This window comes from Treponema socranskii subsp. buccale (assembly GCF_024181585.1).
GTDB lineage: Bacteria > Spirochaetota > Spirochaetia > Treponematales > Treponemataceae > Treponema_D > Treponema_D buccale.
Map to the genome: position 1 here is coordinate 2,503,886 of NZ_CP054258.1, position 25,888 is coordinate 2,529,773.

The following is a 25,888-nucleotide window of genomic DNA, read 5'->3' on the forward strand; positions in this document are numbered from 1 at the left end:
CTCACACGAGAAAAAGCTTTATCCCCTCTTTCGGGAATTTTTTCTTCAGCATCCGAACGGCGGCTGAAACCGTCGCGACGTTTTTTCGTTTCATATACGCGATCATCATAAAATTCTGTTCGGGCCATGTCGCAGTTCCGAGTTTATAGTTGTCGCCGCCTCGCCCGTTTACCGTAGGAATGATCGTATAGCGGATATCGGGAACAGCCTGTTCAAGCGTTTCGATGATATCGTCTTCGACGGATTGATTTGCGACGATACCGGCTTGCACGTAATCCTGTTCGGCAGGCACATCGCCGCTTTGAACCGCATTCGCGGACGTCTGCACGGCGCCCGTTTCGATATCACCGCCTTCGCCGATGATAAAATCGGCAAGCGCTTGGGCAACACCCGTATCGACCGACTTCTTTTCTTTCATGACAAGCGAATAGAGCACGGGGATAATAAAGAGCGTGACGAAAGTGCTCGACGTCAAGCCGCCGACGATCGAAAGGCCGATCGGCTGTACCATTTGAGCGGTTCCTTCGAATTGAAAACACATAGGAAGCGTACCGAGTATCGTCGTAAGCGTCGTCATAAGTACGGGACGAAGTCTGCTCGCCCCCGCTTCAAGACAGGCTTCTTTTATCTTCATGCCGCGGTCAATGAGGAGGTTCGTATAGTCGACGAGGATGATACCGTTATTGACGACGATACCGACAAGCATGATGATACCGACCATCGATGTCATAGCCATCGTCTGTCCCGTAAACTTGTAGATAAAGACGACGCCGATTATTAAAAACGGAATCGTCATCATATTGATGAGCGGCGCTTTAAATGATTCATACGTCGCAGCCATAACGCCGAACACGAGAAGGAGCGCCATAAGCGCAATCAAACCGTAAACATTTTTCTGTTTTTGCACGTCGCTCCATGAACCTTCGTAGCTTACGGTAACGTTTTCGGGAATGACAAAGGTATCGGCGATGCGCGACTTGATTTCGTTTTCGACGACGTTCGCATTTTCATCCGATATGATATCTGCCGACACTTCTATGACGCGGCTTTGATTTTCCCGATTGATGCTGACAGGTCCGAGTCCTTTTTTAAGCGAAGCGAAATTCGCAACGCTCACCATGCCGTTCGTACCGCGCACGTAAATCGATTCGAGGTCGGAAACTTTGTCGCGGTCTTCCGGCCGGTACATGACGACGACATCGTATTCTTTGCCGTTCGAACGAAACACCGTCGAGGTAACTCCGTTCATCGCGTAATTGATTTCCCGCGCAACCGTCGTAACGTCGACACCGAACGCGTATGCCCGCTGCCGATCGATGACGACTTCGACTTGCGGCAAACCCTTTTTTGTGTCGATCGTCACTTCGCCTATAGCATCGATTTTTTCCATTACGTCTTTTATTTTGTCGGAAACCGAAAGCGCCGTTTCAAGGTCGTCCGAACGGATCTTTATGACGATGTCGCTTCCCGAAATCTGACCGCGCCAGCCCGCACCGAATGAAAGCTGCGCGTCCGCAAATTCGTCGAAGTGCGCGCGAAGCTTTTTCTGAATCGTTTCGGATGTGTCGATCTGTTTACTCGTTTCGGGAAGGCGGATCGAAAGCGAGCCCGTATACGTCGACGCGCTCGACCGTCTGCCGCCCGTTCCGACGCTCATGATCAACGTCGTGTAACCCCGTATTTCTTCCTTTGCGATCGTTTCGAACGCTTGCACGACTTTCGTCGTTTCCGCAAGCGAAGTTCCGGTCGGCATCGTCACGTTGAGCGTCACGCTGTCGTCTCCGCCGCCCCGCCCCATCATATTGATTTTGAGCGTCGGGAACAGCGCGAGCGCCATAAAGAGAACGCTTACGCTTACGACGATCGTCACCGCTCTGTGATCGAGAGCGCTCTTCAATCCTCTGCGGTACACTTTCGTGAGAGCGTTTATGATATTTTGAAACGACGCGTACATCGCTTTTAAAACGCGGTTTTGTACCGGTTTTTCCGCCCTGTTCGAAAGCGGCAAAAATTTACCGGCGAGTACGGGTACAAGAAAGATCGCGACGAACAAGCTCGATACGAGGGCGATGACAACCGTAAAGATGATACCTTTGAACATCTGTCCCATCATTTCAAGGTCTTTGAGAAAAAATAAAAACGGAACGAATACGCAGATCGTCGTGAGGTTTCCGGAAATGACGGACATGAGCATTTCCTGAGAACCGAGTACGGCGGAGATTTTCGGTTTTGCGCCGCGCGAGCGGTACGCATAGATATTTTCTATGATAACGATGGACGCATCGACGATCATACCGACGCCGAGTATAAGACCGGTCAACGTCATCATATTGAGTGTAATCCCCGCAAACGACATACACATGATCGTGATAACGAGGGAAAGCGGAATCGATATGGATATGATGAGCGTGCTTTTAAAATTCTGCAAAAAGACGAACAAGATGATAACCGCGAGCAGCAATCCCTGCCACGCGGAAGTCACAAGCGTACTGATCGTATCGCGGATCGCAGTCGTATCGTCCGAGATGATTTCAAGCGTAATATCGGACGGCAGAGTCGCCTGCACTTGTTCGATCTTTTTATACGTCGCATTCGCAACGGTTACCGAATTCGTGCCCGACTGCTTTGTGATCGAAACGTACACGCCGGGCTCCCCGTTTATGTAAACCGTCGAAGATGCGTCTTCGTAGCCCATAAACGCGTTTCCGATATCGCGCAATTTTACGTCGTATCCGTTTACCGTTGTGATAACGGTATCGTCTATTTCATCGACGGTCGAATATTCGCCGGTCGTACGCACGACGTAATTCATTTTTCCTTCGGTAATCTTTCCGCCGCCGAGTTCGAAGTTTTGCTTTGCAAGCGCGAACGACACCGTAGAGATATTGAGACCGTAAGCGGCAAGCCTGTTTTCCGAAATTTCAACGCGGACGATTTTCGCACGTCCGCCCGAAACGCTCGCTTCGGCGACGCCGTCCGTCTGTTCGAGAATATCGATAACGTCGTCTTCGGCTATCTGCCGAAGATCGTCCGTCGAACGGTTTCCCCGCATCGCGATGCGCATAATCGGCATAGCCGATGCGTCCATTTTAAAGATGCTCGGAGTCGATGCGCCGTCGGGCAATGAACGCTTGACCCTGTCGAGTTTATCGCGCACGTCGTTTACGGCCGATTCCAAATCGGTACCGTAATTGAATTCGAGAAACACCATGCTCGAACCTTCCGACGACGACGATGACAGCTCTTTGAGGCCGTTGACGCTCACGAGACTGCTTTCGAGCACTTTCGTCACCGATTTTTCCATCGACTCCGGGCCGGCGTTCGAATAAGTCGTCAACACCATAACATAGGGGCTGTCGATATCGGGAAAGAGGCTGATCGCGATATTATTAAAACTCGATATGCCGATGATACCGAGCAGCGCAAATACGATGAGTACGAGAACGGGATGTTCGAGCGTTTTCCGCGATAAACTCATTTTTCACCTCGGGCCGCATTCGATATATCGCGCACTTTCGCTCCGTTCGAAAGCACTTGACCGCCTTCGACAACGACGCGTTCTCCTTCTTTTATGCCCGACAAAACCTGCACGACGCCGTCCACCGATTGCCCGAGCGTTATTTCGCGCTGTTCGACGGTATCGTCGTCTTTAACGACGTAAAGGTACGGTTTGTCGCCTTTCGTAACGACCGCATCGGATGGAAGCGCAACGGCGCCTCCGTAGTCCCTCGTATACAGCTTCACTTTGCCGAACATACCGGCGTTGATGCGCGAATCGTTTTCGTCAAATGTCAAAACGATCTCTTTCGTGCGCGCGCTGACATCGAGTACCGGCGACACGTGTGTCACGGTCGCACCGAACACGACGCCGGGGTAGGCTTCAAGCGATATCTCCGCTTTCAATCCCGTGCGAAGAGAAGCGACGTAACGTTCCGGAATCTTCGCGGTGATCTGCAAGCTCGCAATATCGCCGATCGTTGTAATCGTACTCGATGTCGTAACCTTCGTTCCGACTTTAAGCGGTGTTTTAATAATGCTGCCGTTGATCGGAGCGAGAACGGGACTCAGGGCATAATTGCTACCCGGCTCGGACGGATCGACTCGAGCGATCACGTCTCCTCTCCTGACGGGCGAGCCGAGCGTTACGTTCGTACTCACGATTTTTCCGCCGATATCGGGATACACGGAAACGGAGTTCACCGCTTCAATGTCGCCGTTCGTATTGATATAGTCGTGCAGCGTCGCCGTTGCCGCAATCTGCGTGCGCACGGTCAAAACCGTTTGAGAAGGCGCCCTGCCGCGCATAACTGCCGCACGCCGCATACTGTAGACAGCATAAACGACGACACCCAAAGCCGCAGCAAGTACAACGATTACGATCATCGCCGATTTTTTCATAATATCATTCTCCTCATCGACCTAAAGAGCCGAACGGAACTCCGAGCGTATACTCAAGATTAATAATTTTCGTGATAAGCGTATACTCCTGCTGCGCAAGATCGGTACGCGCATTCAAAAGCGAATCGGATGCGGTTTGCAGCGAAAGCAAATCGCGCGATCCGTGATTATACGCATCTTTCGTCATATCGTACGACTTCTTCGCCAAATCGACATTTGCCTGAAGCGATGCGATCTGCGATTGTATCTGCCGTATCTGTTTGATGTAATTATCGATTTGAATTGCAACCGTCGTCCTGCTGTTTTCGAGCGTAAGCTCCGCCGTCTTTACGTTATCCGCTGCCGATGCGACCGAGTCGGCGCCCTTCGACCACGGAAGATATCCGTCGAGCGGAATCGAAACGCCGATCGAAAGCGCATTCGTCGTAGAAAAATCATTTGCGATATTCGTTTTCGATTTGCCGTACGTCCACCCCGCGCTCACCGTCGGCCCCCATGCGGCAAAGCGCCGCGCAAGCAGCGCCGCCCGAGCGATCTTTACGCCGTTTTTTCCGGCGCGGACAACAGGCGTATCTTCGGCATCGACTTCGACGCTTATATCGCCGAAAGAACGCGCGTCGGCAAGAGAACCGGAAAGCACGACTTCGGTCGATTGATCGATCCCGAGCATCTGTTTGAATGACGCCGAATCGTTGGCAAAAGTTATCTCGGCGGACTCGAGCGTCGGCTTAAGCCGTTCGTATTTTACTTGGCTCGACAGCATATCCAGTTCCGAAAGCTGACCGCTTTTATATTTTCTCGAGTTTTGTTCGTACTGCTGACCGGCGGTTTCAAGATTGCGCCGCTGCAGTTCTATATATTCAAGTTCATACAGGAGATGATAGAATGCGCTGCGAACATTGAGTTCGATCGAACGCAGCGCTTCGTCATAAGTAAGAAGTCCGTTTTCATAATTGAGCGAAGCGCTCTTTATAGACGAATAGATCGACGGAGAAAGCGCAAAGTTGAGAGAGCCTTGTATCGAAAAATTGTAATCGTATTGACGCGCATCGCCCGCAGCGGGAAAAAGCATATTGGCGCTGACGGACGCGCTCGGACTCACACCGTTCCACGAATGATTTTTTTCGCGCTTGAGCGCGTCGAGCGTAATTTTATCTTTTTGTACGGAGATATTGTTTTCCAGCGCATACTTCACCGCGCGATCGACCGTCAGCTCTTCGGCAGACAAGACTCCGGCAAAACAAAGCCCGGCGGCAAGCAGCGCCGCAATCTTTTTCAAAACCATACCGCCATCCTCTTTTATTTATTATAAATTAAACTATGACAAGGTTACAAGCAAATCATAAGAACAAACTGTTATTACGAGATAAAAAATTGTTATTTTTTTTCAGCGGACAATGTCGGTTTTTCAAAAGAGTTCAGGCTTTCAAATACAACCGATTATTATTTTCCATCGGAAAAATAGCGCAGCGCGTTGCCGAAAGAAATATCTTTTACGATACGGACGATGTCGTCTTTATTATCGGGGTATTCGCCGTCTTCGACCCACGTACCGATAAGATTGCATAAAATACGGCGAAAATATTCGTGCCGAGGATACGACAAAAAACTTCTGCTGTCCGTAAGCATACCGACGAAAGCGCTCAGCATGCCGATGCTTGCAAGTACGGAAAGCTGATATTCCATTCCGTCTTTATGGTCGCAAAACCACCACGCGGAACCGAGCTGCATTTTTCCGCGAACGGGCGCTTTTTGAAAACAGCCCATAATCGTTGCGAAAGGATAATAATCTTTCGGGTTCAGAGAATACAATATCGTTTTCGGAAGACCTGCGCGCGTTTCTGCAAAGTCCAGAAATTTCGCAAGTTTGTCCGCAACGCCGTAATCGCAGACCGCATCGTAACCGGAGTCGGCGCCCGAAGCGGCAAATGCGCGCGAGTTAAGGTTCCTGCACACATTCACGTGCAGCTGCATTGCGATATTCCGTTTCGCGTACGCTTCGGCGAGAGAAGCCAGCACTTTCGTCATATACGCTTCGGCGTCGGAATCGTCGATCGCTTTTCCGCCGAGTGCGGCTTCAAAGGTCGCCTGTATTTTTTTATCGGATTGAACGTTGAACGGCACATACGGAAGGCCGTGATCGGCACAAAGGCAGCCGCAGGAAACGAAAAAATCGAGCCGTTTTATAAGAGCCTCAATCACGTCGTCGACGCTGCGTATATCGGTTTTTGCCGACTGCGCAAGACGACCGATATAGGATGCGAACGAGGGCTTCGTTATATGCAGCGCATTGTCGGGGCGGAAGGAAGGCATCACTTTCGTCGCAATCTTTCCGATCGGCGCAAGGCCCGATGCGATTGCTTTGTGATACTCGAGCGTATCGGCGGGATCGTCGGTCGTACCCACGGCATATATATTGAATTTATTAAAAATATTTTTTACCGTAACCGTTCCGTCGGAAAGCAGCGCATTCGCCTTTTCCCAAATGACGGGCGCCGACGCACGGGTAAGCGGTTCGGCAATATCGAAATAACGCTGCAGCTCCAAGTGCGTCCAATGATACAGGGGATTACCGATGAGATTTTCAATCGTTTCCGCCCATTTTAAAAATCGCTCGTAAGGAGGAGCGTCTCCCGTAATGAACTTTTCATCGATGCCGCATGCGCGCATCATACGCCACTTATAGTGATCGCCGCACCCTCCCGTTCCGAGCCACAGATTTGCCAAATTGTCGAAGCGTTTATTTTCCGCTATCTCTTTCGGCACGAGGTGACAGTGGTAATCGAAAATCGGTTCGAACGCACATGCGTCGAAGAGCATACGCGCGGTTTTATTTTTTAATAAAAAATCGGCATCCATAAACGGCATAATCGCCCTCCCTTTCAGCGTATATGTTTTTTCAGCGCCGCTCTCACGGCACCCCTGCCTGCCGTCAATTCGCCGAAATATTCGAGCACGAGAGGAGCAAGCCCCGCCGCGTAAAGATCGACACCGAACAGCGATGCGTCGGAAAGCAGTCCGTGCAAAAATCCGTCGAGAGCTTCCGCCGTATACGTTCGGCCGAGTTCGATTTTTTCGACAAAAGGACATACGCGGCCGAGCAGCGGGTCGGGACTCAATTCGAATTTTTTACCTTCGTCGTCGAGCGCCATAAGATAGCGGCACCAGCCGGCAAGCACGAGCGGAATATATTTGAGCTTGTGCGTACCCAGCGCGGGATCTGCGGCATATGCTTTAATCGTCTCGCCGAAGCGGATCGAAAGTTTTTGCGACGTATCGCATGCTATGCGCTGCGGCGTGTCCGGCATAAACGGGTTCGGAATACGTACCGTAACGACTTCATCGATAAATTTTTTCGGATCGATTATTTTCGGATCGGTGACGACGGGAAGCCCTTCGTCATAGCCGATGCGATGTACCAATGTATTGAGTTCGGCATCCTTCATTTCATCCGCGATGAGCGTATATCCGAGCAGACAGCCGTAAATCGCAAGCGCCGTATGCAGCGGGTTCAAGCACGTACACACTTTCATCCGCTCGACTTTATTTACCGTATCGCGCGTCGTAAAATACACGCCCGCTTTTTCGAGCGGCGGACGCCCGTTCGGGAACGCGTCTTCGATGACGAGATACTGCGGAGATTCCGCATTTACGAAAGAAGCGGTATACGTGTGTTTGTCGGTGACGATTATTTCGGCGTCTTCAAAACCGTCGGCTTTAAGCTGCGCCTGCACGCCGGCATCGGGACGCGGCGTAATCTTATCGATCATGCTCCACGGAAAACTCACCGACTCGGGCGATGAAATATAATCGATAAAACCTTCGTCGACGAAGCCGCGTTTTTGCCATTCGCCGGCAATCGCTCGAACCGCCGCCTGAAGTTTTTCTCCGTTATGCGAACAGTTGTCGGTACTCACCAGCGCAACGGGATGCTTGTCCGCATGAAGATAGCGGCCGTACAAAAGCGCACACAAGCGGGATAAAAACATTTTCGCTTTATCGGGACCCGCTTCAAAATCGGCGCAGTATGCGGGAAGAAAATTTCCGTCGGAATTTTTTACCGCGTATCCTTTTTCGGTGATCGTAAAAGTTACAAGCGCGAGAGACTTGCTTCGGAAGATTTCCGCAAGCGCATTCCAATCGTCCGGAAAAGAGGAATCGCATTTATAACTTTCGGCAACCGATGCCGCAACGGTTTTCGTAATACTTCCGTCGCTTTTGAGCGTAACGAGCAGCGACAGATTGTCGTACGGCCGGTACGCTTTATCTATAATGTCCAAATCGAAACCTTCGGCGACGATGATTCCCGTATCGGTAAGATTTTTTTCAAGCAACTCTTGTGCAAGCATCGCTTGAAACGCGCGAAAAATATTTCCCGCACCGAAATGAATCCACGTAGGATTTTTTTTCGTCGCCGCAATCATCTTTGCACGATCGAATTTCGGCAGCGCATAGCCTTTCCATGCATGCGTATCGGCAATGCCGCGCTCAGTGAGTTTCATTTTTTTCAATCGCCTCCCACAATCCGTTGATATATGCAACGCCGAGCGCGCGGTCGTACAAACCGTAACCGGGCATAGCTTTTTCACCCCAAATCATACGCCCGTGATCGGGACGGATCGGTCCGGAAAATCCCGTTTCATAAAGCGCTTTAACAATTTCATACATATCGAAAGAGCCGTCGGATGAAAGGTGCGCCGCTTCTTCAAAGACGCCGGGCGCATAATGGTGCAGGTTCCGCACATGAGCGAAGTGAATGCGGCCTTTGCATGCGCGGACAATGCCGGGCAAATCGTTTTGAGGATTCGTACCGAGCGAACCCGTGCAAAACGTAAGCCCGTTAAAAGGCGCATCGACGGCATGCAGCATTTTCAATATCGCTTCTTTGCCCGTGATGATGCGCGGTAAATTGAAAACCGGCCACGCAGGATCGTCGGGATGAATCGCCATTTTTATATCGTATTTTTCGCATACCGGCCGAATCGCTTTGAGAAAATATACGAGATTATTAAAAAGCTTTTCATTGTCGACGTCTTTATATTTTTCAAACAATTCTTTGACATGCGCAAGCCGCTCCGGTTCCCATCCCGGCATGATAAAACCGTTCGAACTTTTATCGGTTCCTTCGATAAATTTTTCGGGATCGATGCTGTCGACGACTTTTTGATCGTAAGCCAAAACCGTCGAACCGTCGGCTCTCTTTTTTGCCAAATCCGTACGCGTCCAATCGAAGACCGGCATAAAATTGTAACACACCATATCGATGCCGCACTGCCCGAGATGCTCGAGCGTTTTGATATACGCGTCGATATAGCCGTCGCGCGACGGCAAACCGATTTTAATATCGTCATGAATGTTAACGCTTTCTATACCGCATATTTGAAGACCTGCATCTTCGACTTCTTTTTTAATCGCTTTGATTCTTTCAAGCGGCCATAATTCGCCGGCAGGAATATCGTATAAGGTTGTGATAACACCCGCAATTCCGGGCACCTGCCTGATGTTTTGCAGTGTGACGGAATCGAATTTCGTTCCGTACCAGCGCATCGTCATTTTCATAACCGTTGTACTCCCGTAAAAATTGAAATGTAAAGACAAGGTTATGATAAAAGAAAATAAATGTCATTGCAAGGGAAACCTTTTGCACCGTCGATTTGTATAATGCAGGGCGGCTGTTTTTTACGCTTTTCCGCTGTTGCGCAATCGGGAGAATACCGCTAGTATTTCAAATATGATTGAACTTTCAAGCAAGCAGAGAAAAATTCTTGAAAAATATGCGCAGCCCCTGCAAAGCGTCGTCATCGTCGGACAAAACGGCGTTACCGAAGCGGTCGAAAAGATGACCGATGCCGCACTCGCCGCTCACGAACTTATTAAAATCAGCTTCAACGAATTCAAAGAGGAAAAGCGGGATCTCGCCGCTTCATTGTCGGAAGCCTGCTCCGCCGTTCTCGTGCGCGTCATCAGCAACAAAGCGATTTTGTACCGCCCTGCAGAAAAAGCGGACGAAAGAAAATACGAAAAAGCGCTCGAAAAAACGAAAGTGAAAAAAAGCATTTGAAACACCGTCAACCGATACGGCGCTGCCATTTTCAAAGTTCATCGTTCTGTTGATATACGAAACGACAGGTAAATTTCGAAAGAACAAGCCTATCTCTTATACATTTCTTTAAAAACGCGTAATTTGTTAATTTACGGGCGATATATATTGCAGCGGCTTTCTTGCCTGCACTATCTCAACAACTGAGGATATCCCCCATGAAATATACCCATAAACCCGTCGAAGAACTCACCTTTACCGATGACTTTATGTTCGGCACGGTCATGAAAAATCAATTTATATGTAAGGGCGTCATCGAACGGCTCCTGCATATCAAAGTCGGCAAAATAGAATATCCCTCCCTACAAAAAACGATCACTCCGTTTTACGAAAGCAAGGGTATACGCCTCGACGTCTATGTCTCAGACCCCGATCGCGTCTTCGATATCGAAATACAAACGTCGATTCCGCCTTCTCTTCCCAAGCGTACGCGTTATTATCAAAGTCTCATGGATGTCGATAACCTCTTACGCGGCCAAAGCTATGCCGAACTGAAAGAGAGCTATGTCATCTTTATCTGTACGCAGGATCCCTTCGGCAAAGGCTTGCCCGTATATACTTTCCGCAGTGTATGCGGTGAGGACGGCAGTATTCTTCTTGATGACAAATCGTATAAAGTATTTTATAATGTAGGTGCCTACGGTAAAGAGGATGAGCCTGAATTGAGCGCCTTGCTGCAGTATCTCTGCGAGAGGCGGGCGACGAGCGGTTTTACGCAGCGGATTGATGCACTTGTCGAAAAAGCGAAACGGAACGAAAAGTTCAGGAGCTGGTATATGTCGTTAAATATACGGGAAGATGACTTACGCATGGCAGGGGAAAAAATCGGTTTTGAGCGGGGGATACGCAAAGGCAGAAGAGACGGACTCTTACAAGGTCGACGCGACGGTATCGCTGCAGGATCGTATCAAGCAAAGCGAGAAACGGCAAAGCTGATGGCTGAACGCAAGTACCCGCTTTCTGAAATTCGCCTTATGACCGGTCTCTCGGAAGCGGAAATCAAAAAACTGTGATCTTATTCGCTTCCGACATCCCGTTTATTAATTATTCTTTTTCGACGGGGCGGTATATTTTGTTTCCGCCGCGGCCGCCTAAACCCGAGCCCTTCATTTCAAAATCGTCGTCGAGGTAAGCGATCAAATCCGACAACTTTTTAAATCCGAAATCGCGAGTGTCGAAGCCGGGATTTTGCCGCTTAAACAGCGAACCCGCCGCAGCGACGGGCGCCCAGCCGGTATCGTCGGCGTACTTTTCGTACGCGTTTGTAAGCAGCTTGTAAATCTGGCGGAACTGCTTGTCGGTCATCGTGTCGCCGTCCGCGTTGACGCCGACTGTAGCGCCGGCGGCAGCCGTTCCTCCTGCGGGAGCCGCGCGCTTTACTTTTGCACGCCGCTTGTGCGCGACATCGATTTTTTCCGGCAGCGACGAATCTTCAACGCCGTGCAGATTTTCTATGTAGATGAATTCGTCGCACGCGTTTACAAACGACACCGGCGTTTTCTTTTCGCCGACACCGAACACATACTCCTGCGATTCACGGAGGCGGGATGCGAGTTTCGTAAAATCGCTGTCGGAGGAAACGAGCACGAAAGTATCGTATTTTTCGGTATAGAGCAAATCCATCGCATCGATGATCATCGCCGAATCGCTCGAATTCTTTCCCTGCGTATAGCTGAACTGCTGTATCGGCAAAACGGCGTTTTCATTTAAAACGGTTTTCCATGCGCGGAGCTTGTCGCTCGAAAAATCGCCGTACGCGCGCTTGGTGATGACGTGACCGTGCACCGCCATCTCTTCGAGGATCGCCGGCAATTTATTGTGCGGAATATTTTCCGCATCTATGAGCACTGCGATCTTTTTTTGTTCGTCTATATCTACCATGACGACGAGTATAGCATATTTTCAGCCGATTGTAACTACGGCCGTGTGCAACTACGGCCGCATTCCATCACGTTAAATCCAACCGAAAAAAGCCGTTCATCACGTAAAAAACTCGCGGATATACGTGTACGCTTACGCGCACGAATTATACAGCTCCTAAATCCGAAGATTTACTCGCCGGACAATTTCAAGGAAGGTTTAACTTCAGTTATTCAACTCGTATATATTGATAGACTTTACGTTCGGTGTTCTTCCGTCCGCAGAGGCGGGAATCTTTATGGTGCCTGCACGGATTTCATCCAAAATCTTATCGCGCCCTTCGACGTCCGGATCAAAACCGATGATTTTCCAGTTGTTATTCACTTTGGGACTGATGACGCCTTTGTCCACATCTTTAACGTATTTTCCGATTAAGGCACGAATGCGTCCGGCATCCTGCATCGTTTCATACGAATCGAAGTACACGTCCTGCGGGGTCGCAAGTTTTAAACTTTGGAGCGTACCGAAACGGTAGTTGTTTACGGCAAGTTTGTAGACTTTTTTCGGGTCGATGCTCTGCCCTTTTATTTTGACGTTTTTGATTCTGTTGCCGGGTTCCTGCGAAATATCGATGTCGTAGTCTATGCCTTCGAACATATCGTAGTTGTAGCTGCGCACGTTCGGATTAAACGAAATCGTTACGTCGCCTTTTTGGGCCGTGTTGTAATACGATGCCGACCATTCCATATATTTTAAAAGATTTTCGCCGGTCATATTGATGCCCATGAGCGTGTTCGAATATTTATAGATAAAAGCGACGTCCTTTTTCTTAAAATCGCCTTTTTTCAAATTCATATCCGAACGGAAAGCCGCCGCCGAAGATATGTCGGCTTTGGTGTAATACAGCTGCACGTCGTTGATTAAATCGATTAAGGCCGAATCTTCCAGCTGAATCGTAGGCATGGTCGTAACTTTTTCTTCGCCGGTAATATAGTCCACGCGCGGAACAAAGTCTTCGGTAACCTTTCCGACAATTTCGTTCGCATCGGCAACGGAGGTATCGTGCACAAACTCGAATTCTTTTTCCATAACCGTGTCGGGAACGACCTTCGCGGTTTCGCGGTTTTCGGCCTTTACGGAAACAACCTTCCACGTATTGTTTTGCTTTTTTACCTTTATTTCGCCGACCGCCAAAGCCCATCCGTAACAGCCGGGTTCTATTATCCATGTTTTATCGCCGTTTTGTCCGTCAACTTCGTTTGCATAGCGGGCGTGTTCGTGTCCGCCGAAAATCAAATCGAATTCGGGAATTTGTTTTGCGATTTCGATAACGCCCCCGGTCGAACCGTATTCGCCGTTGCGTCCGAGGTGAAAGGCGCCGACAAGCACGTCGTATTTTCCTTTAAGCGAATCGACGGTTTCCCGCAAAACGGTGATCGGATCGAGGAATTCCAAACCTTTAAAGTGCGAGGGCGAAGACGCTTCCCACATGGGAATATGCGGCGGCACAAGGCCGACGACCGCAACGCGCACGCCTTCAATATTAAAAAGCTGATAGGGCAACACAAAATCGCTGCCGTCTTTTGTATTTTTGATATTCGCGCTCAGCACCGCTCCGTTAAAATTGCGTATGTTGCGCGCAAGGAATTCTTTTTCAAAATTGAATTCGTGATTTCCCAAAACCCACACGTCGTAATTCATATAGTTGAGCGCTTGAATCATCGGGTGCGTTTCAAGATCGTTAAAAAGCTCCGCACTGTTATCCTGCACGGTATCTCCCACGTCGATTAAAACCGCGTTCGGGTTTTCTTTGCGCAGCTCCTGAGCGAGCACATAGGTTTTGACAAAGCCCGCGCCGGCAACCGCTTCGCACACGGCATAATCGTATGCATACAGTCTGCCGTGAACGTCGCCCGTTACGCCGAAACTGAGCGTAACTTCATCGCTTCCCGCCTGCCCTTTTTGAATAAGCTTATGAGTAAGCCTTACCTCATCCGATTGCTTGCCGCGGGCCTTTGCGGTACGGACAGCAGGCTGTTTCACGCCTTTTGCCGCGCCCTTTGTTTCAACGCAGGAAATGAGCGAAAAAACAACGACCATAAGAGCGGCAAACCGCAAGATTCTCTTTTTCATTTTGAGTCTCCTGATAAAAATTTTACAAGACAGCATACGCTGCCGAAAAAACCGGCGCTTGCCATATTAAACGCCGACTCTTTTAACCGACACCCTGTGCGGGAGTAAAACCCGCAATTACCGCCCGCGCGGGCGCTTAAGCACAAAAACGGAAACAAGCGCCGTACACGGAACGGACGCGATAATGCCGATGCTCCCCGAAATCCCGTGCATAATTTCTATAACAATGCGCGGTATATTGATAAACTGCATAAAGCTCATGCCGTAGCCCCAAATCATCATAACCAAAGGAAGGGACGTGCCCGCAAAAGCCAAAATAAGCGTATTGCTCATCGTTCCGGTAATGTCTTTTCCGACGGTGAGGCCGGACATAAAAAGTTCTTTTTTGCTCAAGCGCGGGTTTGCGCTTGCGATTTCCTGAACCGAAGATGCGATAGACATGCTCACATCCATAACGGCTCCGAGAGAGGCAACCAAAACCGAAGTGAACAAAAGCCCGTCGAGGCGTAAAGCGTAATCGGGCGCCAAATTGAGGAGCTGCTCCCCTCCTTCCATATTTACGCCGGAAAGCTGCGCCGAATAAGACACAATCGCCGAAATTATGCCCGCAATCGTAACGCCGCATACGGTGCCCGCTATGGCGCAATACGTTTTGCGCGTAAAGCCGCCGATTAAAATAAAGCTCACAATCGTCATAACCGACACAAGGAGAATCGAAACGGGCACCGGCGCAAGCCCCGCAAACAAAGCGGGAATTAAAACGGTAACGATAAGTACGCAGGTAAACACCAAAGCCAAAGAGGACTTGAGCCCTTGTGCGCGGCCGAGAATAAGCAGAGCCGCAAAAAACAGCCCCGCCAAAACATAGACATGGGTGTCGCGCTTCAGATTATACAACCACACGGCCGTTTTGCCGCCGCTTTCGCGCAGCGTAAAAACCGCTTTAAGACCCTTGTATGCGTAGGTACTGTGCAAACTGCTCAAGGTATTGTATATGTCGAATTCCCGATTTTTGTACGTTCCTTTAATGATTTTGACGCGCAGTTTTTGCGTTCCGCGGAATTTTCCCCTCACGGCGGGGTCGGGAAAAAGATCTTCTTCCAACACTTCTTCCACAACACCGACGGCAAATTCCTGCGTGAACACGGGTTTCGGCTTGAGTTTACTTGAAATTTTCGGCATAAAAATGCACAGGAGTGCCGTAACAATCAGCACCGCCCCTGCAAAAACTTTTTCACGCATATTTTACGGTTGAATTATAAACCCTGATTTGCCGCGCCGTCAACGCTATGCGCTGCGGCAACGAAAAACTACGCCGAAAAACATATCCTTAAAATGCGGCATTCAGAAAATATCAATTTTCGAAAATGCCGCATTAGTGCGCGTAAGCGCACAGTTAATAAGCGATGTTTCGGCTTCGTCCGAAACTCGAAGTTAAACGAGACGCGCTATTTCAGCGTCTCGTTTGAACCTTCCTTAAAATGCGGCATTGCAGAAAATATCAATTTTCGAAAATGCCGCATTGGTGCGCGCAAGCGCACACGTACATACGCGAGTTTTCGAGAGGAAACTCGAAGTTAAAAGCACCGCGCCATTTGAGCGGTGCTTTTAAACCTTCCTTAAAATTTAACAGTCGAACAAAATATCAATTTTGGAGACTGTTGAATCGGTGTGCGTAAGCGCACAGTTAATAAGCGATGTTTCGGCTTCGTCCGAAACTCGAAGTTAAATTGAACGGCGCTATTTCAGACGTTCAATTTAAACCTTCCTTAAAATGCGGCATTGCAGAAAATATCAATTTTCGAAAATGCCGCATTGGTGCGCACGAGCGCACACGTATATCCGCGAGTTTTCGAGAGGAAACTCGAAGTTAAAAGCGCCGCGCCATTTGAGCGGTGCTTTTAAACCTTCGCCAAAAACGGCCGACAGTATAAAAGCCGCTTCGTTTGCGTCGCTCGATCTATTTCCGAACGGTCATATCGGCGTCGATCAAAAGCGTGTGCGTAAATCCGTCTTCTTCAAAGGTGTAAAATGTCCCCTGCACGGTGATATTCGTATTCGGTTCGGGATAATCGGCGGGGTATGCATGTTCTCCGCGCAGTCGGAATTCGATTCCCTGCGCACAGCACGCAGTCGCATCCATGATGATACACGCGAACGTATACGTACCTTTTTTTTCATCGGGATACACGTAAAACAAACCGTTCATCTTTATCGTTTTGCCGACGTAGTTTTCGGGCTCGACCATCATATTGAAAACTTCCGCATACACCATCGTCGCGCTCAAACGCGTCAAATCGACGACGCCCGTATTTTGCTTTTTGGGAAACAGCGCGTTTTTAGCCTGAGCCGGCAAAGCTTTTGCGCAGCCGGACAGCATTCCGACGGTAAGCAAAACACAGAATTTTATTCGTGCGGAGGATACAATACACCGGCGCGCTGCGACGAGATTATCGATTATTTTTTTCATGCCCCACGCCTCCGTTTCAAATTTTCGATACAGGAAAAAACAATAAATACTATAATGTGAATGGCGACGATTGTCGAGCCGACGGGCGTCCCGGCGACGATCGAAATCGCAAGCCCGAAAAATGCACAGCCGACCGACAGCAGTATCGAACAGATCGTAACGGCTTTAAAGCTTTTAAAAACCCTCATAGCAGACAGCGCAGGAAAGATGATGAGCGCGGAGATGAGCAAAGAACCGACGAGGTTCATCGCAAGCACGATGACGATCGCGGTAACGACTGCAATGAGCAAGTTGTATACGCCCGCCTGCGTGCCGACCGCGCGCGCAAAACTTTCGTCGAAGGTGACGGCAAAAATCTTTTGGTAAAACAGCACAAACAGTACGACGACGATGATCGACAACACGACGCATACGATCACTTCCGATTTTGTCAGCGTTAAAATCGATGTCGAACCGAAGAGCGTACTGCATACGTCGCCGGTCAAATTTGCCGACGTCGAAAATATATTCATCAAGAGATAGCCGATCGCAAGCGCGCCGACGGAAATCATCGCAATCGCGGCATCGCCTTTTATCTTCGTATTTTGTCCGGTACGCAGCAAAAGGATCGCGCAGAGAACGGTTACCGGCAGCATAAGGAGCATATTGTTTGAAAAATGCAAAACGGTTGCAACGGCCATCGCACCGAATGCGACGTGGGAAAGCCCGTCGCCGATAAACGAAAAGCGCTTGAGCACGAGGGTTACGCCGAGCAGCGACGAACACAGCGCGATCAAAATGCCGACGATAAACGCATAGCGCACAAAAGGATAGCCTACGTAAAATGAAATTTCTTCTATCATGCCGTTCATTGCGCTTCGCTCCTCGCTTCCGGCGACAAACCGCCCGCTCCGTTTTGTACGAACGCTTCCTTCGTTTGAAACGTTGCACGCTCTCCCCCTATGTGCAGGATATGCGTCGCATAACGCAGAGCCGAAGGGATATCGTGCGAAATCATAATGATCGTAACGCCGTCGTCGTGCAATTCCTGTATCAATCGATACATATCTTCCGTCGCATTCGGATCGAGCCCCGATACCGGTTCGTCCAAAAGCAAAAGTTTTTGCGTGGCACAAAACGCCCGCGCAAGCAACACGCGCTGCTGCTGCCCGCCGGAAAGATCGCGGTACGAGCGGCCTGCAAAACGCGCGATGCCCATCCGTTCCATACTTTCTAATGCGAGGCGCTTTTCCGCTTTGTTGTAAAACGGGCGCATACCGCACCTTCCCTGACAGCCGGAAAGAACGATCTCGTACACCGACGCGGGAAAGTCCCGCTGCACGAGCGTCTGCTGCGGCAGGTAACCTATTTCGTTCCGCTTCAAACCGTCGCCCGTCACAATCGTACCGCTTGAAGGGGCGTGAAGTCCGAGCAGCGTTTTTATCAATGTCGTTTTGCCCGAACCGTTTTCGCCGACGACGCAGAGGTAATCGCCTGCGTTTACGGAAAAAGTGATATCGCGCACGATCACGTTTGCGTCGTATTTCAACGATACGTTTTGACAAGCGAGCAATGCCATACAGCCTCCAAAAACGCGCGTTTGCAAATGCAAAACGCCCCGCAGACGGAACGCACCCGCAGGGCATTCCGCCTGAAGCGCTTTACTGCAGCGCCGATTTCAACACGTCGGCGTTTTTCGTCATAATCGACAGATAGGTGATGCCTTTTTTTATGTCGTTCGACGTCGTCGACTGCATCGAATCGAGCGTTAAAATCTTTTGATTTTTCGCTTTCGTATTTTTAATAATCGTCTTGGCAATTTTTCCGTCCGACTTTTCGATCGTCAGCACGGCGGGAATGCCCAGCTCATCGACTTTTTTTGCAAGAAATAAAATCGTTTTAAAACTCGCTTCCGTTTCCGCGGAACAGCCGACAAAGGCCGCATAATACGAAAGACCGTAATCGTCTACGAGATAGCGGAACGGAAAGCGGTCGCCGAAGAGAACCGTTTTTTTCGACGCCGCATCGACGATTTTTTGATACTGCGCATCGAGCGACGAAAGTTTTGCGCCATAAGAAGCCGCGTTTGCACGATAGGTTTTCGCATTTTTCGGATCGACCGCTGCAATTTTTTCGGCAATCGTATTGCACAAAATTTTTGCATTTTTCACGGACAGCCAAATGTGCTCGTCGTATTCCGGCCCCTCTTCATCTTCACCGTGTTCGTGATGATGTTCGCCGGCGCTTTCGTGTTCATGCTCGTGATCATGCTCATCCGCGCTTTCGTGATCGTGATCGGCTTCCATGCCTTCGACGACTTCTTCTTCCTTCGCCGCATCTCCGAGCGAATCGAGGAGTTTCAGCACGACGCTGTTTTTATTTTTGATCTCTTTGCACGCGTCGTCCATCCACCCTTCGGATTCGCCGCCGACATAGACGAAGAGATCGCATTCGGCAATCTTTGCGACATCGGCAACCGCCGGCTGATAGCTGTGCAGATCGACACCGTTATCGAGCAGCAGTGTGAGATCGATTTTCGCCGCGCTGTTTTTCGTTATTTCGCGAACCCAATCGTACACGGGGAAAATATCGGTAACGATTTTTACCGTACCTGATGAAGCATTTTTTTTAGCGGGCGCCGCGATCGCGACACCTGCAACAAGCGCTGCAAAAAATAATGCAGCTGCAATCTTAACAATATTTTTTTTCATAATAATTTTATAACCTCTTTCAAATTGTTTTCTTTTTACGAAACCGCACAATCGACAAGCGAGGGCGGCAATCAATCGAAAGCTTTCGTCAATTATTCAATTTAATCTTTTGCGAGACGAGCGTCAAACAAAATGCCGAGACACAAAAATATATTACCGCTTCCACCCGCTCATACGAGGGAGCATCGACATACGCGGTTTCGGCCAAATAGATTTTCAGCTGCAATAAATTGTTTTTTACCGAACGGATACACGCGCACACGGGACAATCCTCTCCGCTGCAAACGTGAACGCTTTCGTGAACTATGTACCCGACGGAAACGATCGTTATCAAAAATAATACGGCATAGGCGAATACCGCCCGATCGTTTCGCGCCGCTTTTCGCGCATAAACGTAACTCAATCTCTGCATACGTTTCGTTTTTCCGCCGAACACCGTGCGGGATTCCGCCCCGAACATTCGCCGCAGGTTCCGTAAAGCACCGTCCGATACGAATCGATTTTAAATCCGTGAGATGCCAGCAGATGGCTTTGCATCGCCGAAAATTTCGAACAGCGCACGTGGATCAGCTTGCCGCAGTCTTTGCATTTGCAGTGAAAAAACGGTTCCGCGCCGTACCGTTTTTTACCGCCGGTGTATTCGAAACAGGCGGGGCTGTTGGCGTCGATGATGTATTTGTTGACGATGCCCTCTTCGACCATGTGTTCGAGCCGGCGGTATACCGTCGCCGTACCGATCGCTTTGCCGTGCGATTTAAAATACGAACAGACCGCATGCACCGTAATGTGCGTGCCTTTCATCGATTCCAAAAATGCGAGCAATTCTTCGTGTTGTTTTGTTTTGTATTGACTTTTCGTATTCATACGCGCAATTCCCAAAATGAGAACGATTCTCATTTTACCGAATTCCGCAAGATGCTGTCAAGGAGAGGGAGAGGAGGTTTTCGCACACGGCGGTATGCGCGCATGACGAAGTGCACTCGATTACAGCGCAATCCTTCCGCGGAAGCTCCGCATTAAAGTCAGTTTATCGGTATACTCCAAATCGCCGCCGACGGGAATGCCCGATGCGAGGCGCGTCACTTTTACGCCGCCGGTTTTTGCAAGCAGCTGCTGCACGTACAATGCAGTCGTATCGCCTTCGACCGTCGGGTTCGTCGCGATGATTATCTCTTCGATGTGTTCGTCTTTTACGCGGGAAAGGAGAGAGGCGATACGCAGCTGATCGGGGCCGATGCCGTCGATCGGAGAAATCACGCCGCCGAGCACGTGATACAGACCGGTGTATTCGTGTGCGCTTTCGATCGTCTGCACATCCTGCGGCTGCTCGACGACGCAGATGAGGGTTTTATCGCGGAGCGGATTCGAGCAGATAGGACAGGGATCGTCTTCCGTCCACGAACCGCAGACCGAACACTGTTTGATTCTATCTTGAAGAACGGAAAGCTGTTCGGCAAAACGATTCACATAAGCGCGATCGGATTTTAATAAATAATGCACGATGCGCGACGCGCTCTTTTTCCCGATACCCGGAAGATGCGCAAACGAATCGACGAGTTCTTCGAGCGCGTTCATATATTCAATCCGGGGATATTGAGCCCCTGCAAGAGCGAACCGGATTTCGCTTTGATTTGTTCCTGTATATTGGCGATCGCATCGTGGTGAGCGGCGACGATCAAATCTTCGAGCATCGCGACATCGCGCTTGTCGACGCAGACAGGATCGATGTGAATCGCAGTCATTTCCATTTTTCCGTTCACGGTAACGGTAATCATTTTACCGCCGGACGAGCCGTCGGCGGATAAAGCGGCGAGTTCGTCCTGCATCTTTTGCGCTTCTTCTTTGAGCTTTGCCGTATTTTGCAATAATTCGAACGGATTCATCTATATTTTTCCCCCTACTATGCTTCCCTTAAAAACACTGCACAGAATTTTTATCTGCGGCGGCACTTCTGCCGGCCCCGCCGCTTCTTCGGTTTCTTTTAAGCTCACCGAAAAATCCATGCGCCGCTCGCACACTTTTTCAAGCGTCCGTAAAATCGCGTCGCGTTGTCGTTCAAGCTGCGTCTTTTGATACGCCGTTGCGGCCTGCGTCGAAATCACATTGCCTGAAATTTGCCACGGGGTCGTCGTCATGAGCGCTGCCGCCGTCGGCGCATCGTATATGCCGAGCTCGGCGATAACGCTCCCGCGAAGCTGCGCGAAACTAATCGTGCGGCCGCCGCCCGTTACATAGGATTGCGCTTCATCCGCCGCGCCGCCCGTACGCTCAACATGCAGAGGCGGAATATAAACCGTTACTCCGGAAGAGTCCCTTGCATCCGCATCGTCCGAAGTTTCATTCGCATCGTCGGTATCGTCGAAATCGCCGTCATCAAAATCGTCGGAAATACCGTCATCTTCCCATAAAGGGACGCTTTGAGACGACGCCTGTACTTCCGATCGATCATCGCTTTGCGCCGCCGAACGCCCGCCGCTTTTCTCCGCCGCTTGTTCAGGCGGCACGGCCCCGCCGTTATAAAAAGGGCTTTCATTCTCCGGCGCCTGTTCCGCCAACGCTGAAAACCGCGGCATAGTCTTGGGCAGTTCCGAAGCGGCACGGCTTTGCGCCGAAGACGCAAAAGCGTTTTGAGCCGTATTTTGCGAACTTCCTCCGTTTCCGCCGGCAATACCGTCAGGTACCAAGGGAGAGGCAGCTTGCGTATGCGCGACATTGCTTTCGATCGATTGAAGCGCAGTCCGTACAGTCGCCGCATCGTTTTGCAGAGGAAGCCCCGCCGCTTGCACCGAATGCACGGGAGATCCCGCCGTCAACAATGAACGGGCGGAATCGATCGCGGATTTGACTTCGGCCGGCGACACGTACTCAGAAAGCCAGCACAAACGCGAAAATGCAAGTTCGAGTTCATAGCGCGGCGAAAGCGAATAACGGATGTCGCGGTAGAGCTGCAAAAAAATCGAAAGTGCGCGCTCAACCTGCACCGTATTCCACGCTTCGATGACGGCGGAACTGTAGCGTTCGGCCGAACTGCCGAGCAGCGATTCCTTTGTAATGCCGTTTTTAATTAATAAAAGGCTTCGGATATAATTCGTACTGTTTGCGATCAGCTGTTCGATCGAAACGCCCGATTCGAGATACGCGTCGAGTACGCCGATCGCGTCGTCGGCTTTGCCCGCCGCGCACTTTTCAAACAATTCGTTGAGTCTGTCCACGCCGACGAGACCGAGCTTGTCGCGGATTTTGTCGTACGTGATGACGCCGTCGCTGAACGCCGCAACCTGATCGAAAAGCGTATACGCGTCGCGGATCGAACCGGTCGCCTCTCGTGCAATCCAATAAAGCGCTTCGTCGTCGGCTTGAATCGATAATTCACGTACCGCATCGGCGAGCAAATCCTTTATCTTTTCGGCGGAAACGAGACGGAAATTGAATTGCTGACAACGGCTTTTGATCGTAGCCGGAACTTTTTGCAGCTCCGTCGTCGCAAAGATAAATACGACGTAGGGCGGCGGTTCTTCGATCGTTTTTAAAAGCGCGTTGAACGCGCTCGTCGAAAGCATGTGCACTTCGTCGATGATATAGATTTTATAACGCGACGAATTCGGCGGAAACATCACTTCGTCTTTGATTTGGCGCACGTCGTTGACGCTCGTGTTCGACGCGCCGTCTATTTCGATAACGTCGAGACTCGCGCCTTTCGTGATTTCCGTACAATGTGCGCAAGTGCCGCACGGAGCAGGCGTCGGTCCGTTTTCGCAGTTGAGCGCTTTTGCGAGGATGCGCGCCGTGGACGTTTTGCCGCAGCCGCGCGGACCGGAAAACAAATACGCATGAGCGATCTGATGCGACGAGATCGAGTTTTTCAAAGTTTCCGCAACAAATTCCTGCCCGACCAAATCGGCAAATTGCTTGGGCCGCCGACGCGTCGCCGTAACTTCGTAAGCCATAAAATGAGTGTAATATAAAACGCCGAAATCGGCAACGGGAAAAACGTTTTAATAAAGCTTATCGGAAATATTTCCCCCCCGATACGCCGAGTCCGAACAGCGCAAAATCGCCGCGGCAGGGATCGTCCGGCCAAATCCGTTTCAGCGTATCGGTCAGTTCGCGCGCGGTCTTTTCCGTTGCCGTACTCCGCTCGGAAATGAGACCGAACTTTTTCGCTTGGCGAAGCACGTGCGTATCGAGCGGTATGAGCAGATCCGCAGGTGAAAACCACGTCCACAGTCCGGCATCGACGGGGGAGTTCGTACGCACCATCCAGCGCAAAAACATATTCGTACGCTTGTTCGCCGAAGCGCTTTTTTGCGGAACGGCGCGGCACTGCGGAAACGCATCGGCGATAACCTGTAAAAGCGCGGAAGACGCGGAAAAGAATTCAGCTTGACGGGCTTTACGATTTGCAGTTTTTATGCCGGTAACGCTCGGCTCGCCGCTTTCGCTTTTTTTGTTAAGTTTACAAGAGGCAAGTTTTATGCCGGCAGCGGATACGTTATGTTCGCTTTCCGTGCGATCTGCACTTTTTATGCCGACGCCGTGTACTCGGAAGATTTCCCGCCGAACGGCGCATTCCGCTTCGTACGCTTTTTTTACATAAGTACCGAACGATGAATGCTTTTCCAATATGTTTTGCAGCGCGGCGAAAATATCACGCATATCGTCGTATGAAAAAAATCGATAAAATTTCCGAGTGCCGTGCGGAAAATCGCTTTGCCATGCGCCTCTTCGTATCCACTGCGCGGGATGCTTTCCGGCAAGTACAAAAATCATCCCCGCTTTTTGTAAAAACTGTTCACGCTTTCCGAACGACAGCATTGCCGTGATAAACGCGGCGACTTCAATATCGCGCGCGGAACGGTACTGCCGCACTATGCGGCTCGGATCGCCTGCGGAAAACTCGCGGGTTTCGTATGTGTCCGCAAGCTCGCGCAAAAGTTTTTTTATTCGAGCGGAAACTTCAATACTTCGCCTCCGTTTGAAGCTTCGCTTCGAGTCTGCGGCAAGCTTGTGTATTTCGGAAGCGATTTTTACATTTGCCATCGGTGCGATTATAATTTTTTTTCCGCTTTTACAAAAGCCGGTAAAAGCGGCAGGGATTGAAGGAGCGGCGGAGCCGTTCCGAAGGAATGGAGCCGAAAGGCGGAACTCCGAAAAGCCCGGTTTTTTCGATGCAATCGAAAAAAGCCGCCCCTGAAAAAATCGAAACGAAAAACCGAAGAGCGCGGTATGCACACGATATACTGAAGACGCGAACGATATAGCAGCGGGTATAAAGCGCCTCTCCCTTGTCAAACGCATAGAGCGGACAGTATGATTATTGAGACGACGCTCGGCAAATATCGCGTGCAGTCGACGTATGTTTTTGCGGATATACATGCTTTGCGAGCGGCATGCCCTGATTTTTTTGTAAAGTAAATAATTTATCTTATGAGGAAACGAATATGAAAAAACAAAAGAGTATTTTATTTTCGTTAATTATTATATGTGTATTATCGAGTTGCAACAGTATACGGCAAAGAGAAATACAAGCATCGCTTAGTTCGGTACAGTTACGTATGAAGAACAAAGAATACGATAAAGCAATTCGAATTTTGGACAGAATATTGACGGCCGAACCGAATAATGAAAAAGCGCTATTGCAACGTGTTTTTTGTTATCGTTTTACGAAAAATTATTGCGAAGCAGAAAAAGATATTTCGAAACTGATCGATCTGTATCCTAAAAATGCGGAATATCTTTTTTATCGGGGCCAAATTTTATATGAGATGGAGAGATACTCTGAAGCGGTTTCCGATTTACAAAATGCATTGCACTTCGCCGATAACATAAAACTGAAATTATACTGCTGGAATACCCTCGCAAATGCGGAATTCGAACAGGAAAATTATCCGGCGGTAATTCAAACTTGCATACAATATTTGAAATATCGGGAACACGAAGGTATATATATCTTGCGCGGCGATGCATATTTCGAGTTGAAAGAATATCGGCGCGCATTGGATGATTACAATACGGCGCTTGCAACGGCACAAAAAAATAAACGAAAAATCAAAGACAGCCTTTTTTATTATTATAAAGGTATGTCCGAAATAATGTGCGGCCGGTACAAGGAAGCCTTGGATGATTTTGAAAAGCTGGATGAAGATTTTTATAAAACGAAGGAATATAAGGAATTTTGCAAGCAGAAACTTACAGAAGCCTCTTCGTCAACAGACAGCGGCGCGTCGGATAAATAAT

At 49.6% G+C, this 25,888-nt stretch carries 22 protein-coding genes; 3 read left to right on the forward strand and 19 right to left on the reverse strand.

The genetic code is table 11. The features are described 5' to 3' along the window. Nucleotide 1 precedes the first annotated feature (1 nt). From HRI97_RS11280 to uxuA, 6 genes are all read right to left on the reverse strand, one after another. Nucleotides 2-3,478, reverse strand: a complete 3,477-nt coding sequence (locus HRI97_RS11280; protein ID WP_253725526.1) for a PG0541 family transporter-associated protein — start codon at nt 3,476-3,478, stop codon at nt 2-4. Then, nucleotides 3,475-4,398 carry an efflux RND transporter periplasmic adaptor subunit gene (locus tag HRI97_RS11285; protein WP_253725527.1) on the reverse strand — a complete coding sequence of 308 codons (924 nt, stop codon included), beginning with the start codon at nt 4,396-4,398 and terminating at the stop codon, nt 3,475-3,477. The genes HRI97_RS11280 and HRI97_RS11285 overlap by 4 nt, the downstream gene beginning before the upstream one ends. 13 nt (nt 4,399-4,411) lie before the next feature. Continuing rightward, nucleotides 4,412-5,683: a TolC family protein gene (locus HRI97_RS11290; protein ID WP_253725528.1), complete on the reverse strand. Its 1,272-nt coding sequence runs from the start codon at nt 5,681-5,683 to the stop codon at nt 4,412-4,414. 158 nt (nt 5,684-5,841) lie between these two features. Then, on the reverse strand, nt 5,842-7,266 hold the full coding sequence (uxaC, locus tag HRI97_RS11295) for a glucuronate isomerase (protein WP_253725529.1): 1,425 nt from the start codon (nt 7,264-7,266) through the stop codon (nt 5,842-5,844). 14 nt (nt 7,267-7,280) lie between these two features. After that, a complete protein-coding gene (locus HRI97_RS11300; protein WP_253725530.1) occupies nt 7,281-8,900 on the reverse strand; it encodes a mannitol dehydrogenase family protein in 1,620 nt (539 codons plus the stop codon). After that, on the reverse strand, nt 8,887-9,957 hold the full coding sequence (gene uxuA / locus HRI97_RS11305; RefSeq protein ID WP_253725531.1) for a mannonate dehydratase: 1,071 nt from the start codon (nt 9,955-9,957) through the stop codon (nt 8,887-8,889). Before uxuA ends, HRI97_RS11300 begins: the two co-directional genes overlap by 14 nt. 172 nt (nt 9,958-10,129) lie before the next feature. Between uxuA and HRI97_RS11310 the strand changes: the two genes are divergently transcribed. Then, nucleotides 10,130-10,459, forward strand: a complete 330-nt coding sequence (locus HRI97_RS11310; RefSeq protein ID WP_253725532.1) for a YhbY family RNA-binding protein — start codon at nt 10,130-10,132, stop codon at nt 10,457-10,459. Nucleotides 10,460-10,656: 197 nt separating this feature from the next. After that, nucleotides 10,657-11,511, forward strand: coding sequence for an Rpn family recombination-promoting nuclease/putative transposase (locus HRI97_RS11315; RefSeq protein ID WP_253725533.1), 855 nt, complete (start codon nt 10,657-10,659; stop codon nt 11,509-11,511). Nucleotides 11,512-11,542: 31 nt separating this feature from the next. Here HRI97_RS11315 and HRI97_RS11320 read toward each other — a convergent pair whose 3' ends face one another. From HRI97_RS11320 to HRI97_RS11380, 13 genes are all read right to left on the reverse strand, one after another. Beyond that, nucleotides 11,543-12,379: an NYN domain-containing protein gene (locus HRI97_RS11320; RefSeq protein WP_253725535.1), complete on the reverse strand. Its 837-nt coding sequence runs from the start codon at nt 12,377-12,379 to the stop codon at nt 11,543-11,545. Nucleotides 12,380-12,583: 204 nt separating this feature from the next. Continuing rightward, nucleotides 12,584-14,491: a bifunctional metallophosphatase/5'-nucleotidase gene (locus HRI97_RS11325; protein ID WP_253725536.1), complete on the reverse strand. Its 1,908-nt coding sequence runs from the start codon at nt 14,489-14,491 to the stop codon at nt 12,584-12,586. 117 nt (nt 14,492-14,608) lie between these two features. Beyond that, complete coding sequence (locus tag HRI97_RS11330) at nt 14,609-15,733, reverse strand: YibE/F family protein (RefSeq protein WP_253725538.1); 1,125 nt, start codon at nt 15,731-15,733, stop codon at nt 14,609-14,611. Nucleotides 15,734-16,451: 718 nt separating this feature from the next. Next, a complete protein-coding gene (locus HRI97_RS11335; protein WP_253725539.1) occupies nt 16,452-16,961 on the reverse strand; it encodes a hypothetical protein in 510 nt (169 codons plus the stop codon). After that, nucleotides 16,958-17,812 carry a metal ABC transporter permease gene (locus tag HRI97_RS11340; RefSeq protein WP_180484912.1) on the reverse strand — a complete coding sequence of 285 codons (855 nt, stop codon included), beginning with the start codon at nt 17,810-17,812 and terminating at the stop codon, nt 16,958-16,960. The genes HRI97_RS11335 and HRI97_RS11340 overlap by 4 nt, the downstream gene beginning before the upstream one ends. Then, complete coding sequence (locus HRI97_RS11345) at nt 17,809-18,519, reverse strand: metal ABC transporter ATP-binding protein (RefSeq protein WP_253725541.1); 711 nt, start codon at nt 18,517-18,519, stop codon at nt 17,809-17,811. The genes HRI97_RS11340 and HRI97_RS11345 overlap by 4 nt, the downstream gene beginning before the upstream one ends. 82 nt (nt 18,520-18,601) lie before the next feature. After that, nucleotides 18,602-19,651, reverse strand: coding sequence for a metal ABC transporter substrate-binding protein (locus tag HRI97_RS11350; RefSeq protein ID WP_253725543.1), 1,050 nt, complete (start codon nt 19,649-19,651; stop codon nt 18,602-18,604). Nucleotides 19,652-19,739: 88 nt separating this feature from the next. Beyond that, on the reverse strand, nt 19,740-20,063 hold the full coding sequence (locus HRI97_RS11355) for a hypothetical protein (RefSeq protein ID WP_253725545.1): 324 nt from the start codon (nt 20,061-20,063) through the stop codon (nt 19,740-19,742). Further along, nucleotides 20,051-20,515 (reverse strand): Fur family transcriptional regulator, encoded by a 465-nt coding sequence (locus HRI97_RS11360; protein WP_253725547.1) that lies wholly within the window; start codon nt 20,513-20,515, stop codon nt 20,051-20,053. The genes HRI97_RS11355 and HRI97_RS11360 overlap by 13 nt, the downstream gene beginning before the upstream one ends. Nucleotides 20,516-20,635: 120 nt before the next feature. After that, nucleotides 20,636-21,226, reverse strand: coding sequence for a recombination mediator RecR (recR, locus tag HRI97_RS11365; RefSeq protein ID WP_180484907.1), 591 nt, complete (start codon nt 21,224-21,226; stop codon nt 20,636-20,638). After that, nucleotides 21,223-21,534, reverse strand: a complete 312-nt coding sequence (locus HRI97_RS11370; RefSeq protein ID WP_180484906.1) for a YbaB/EbfC family nucleoid-associated protein — start codon at nt 21,532-21,534, stop codon at nt 21,223-21,225. Before HRI97_RS11370 ends, recR begins: the two co-directional genes overlap by 4 nt. Then, nucleotides 21,535-23,598, reverse strand: a complete 2,064-nt coding sequence (dnaX, locus tag HRI97_RS11375) for a DNA polymerase III subunit gamma/tau (RefSeq protein ID WP_253725548.1) — start codon at nt 23,596-23,598, stop codon at nt 21,535-21,537. Nucleotides 23,599-23,656: 58 nt separating this feature from the next. Beyond that, entirely contained in the window at nt 23,657-24,691 is a 1,035-nt protein-coding gene (locus tag HRI97_RS11380) for a TIGR02757 family protein (RefSeq protein ID WP_253725550.1), read from the reverse strand. A 515-nt stretch (nt 24,692-25,206) separates the two neighbouring features. Here HRI97_RS11380 and HRI97_RS11385 point away from each other — a divergent pair. Beyond that, nucleotides 25,207-25,887, forward strand: a complete 681-nt coding sequence (locus HRI97_RS11385; protein WP_253725552.1) for a tetratricopeptide repeat protein — start codon at nt 25,207-25,209, stop codon at nt 25,885-25,887. Nucleotide 25,888: the final 1 nt, after the last annotated feature.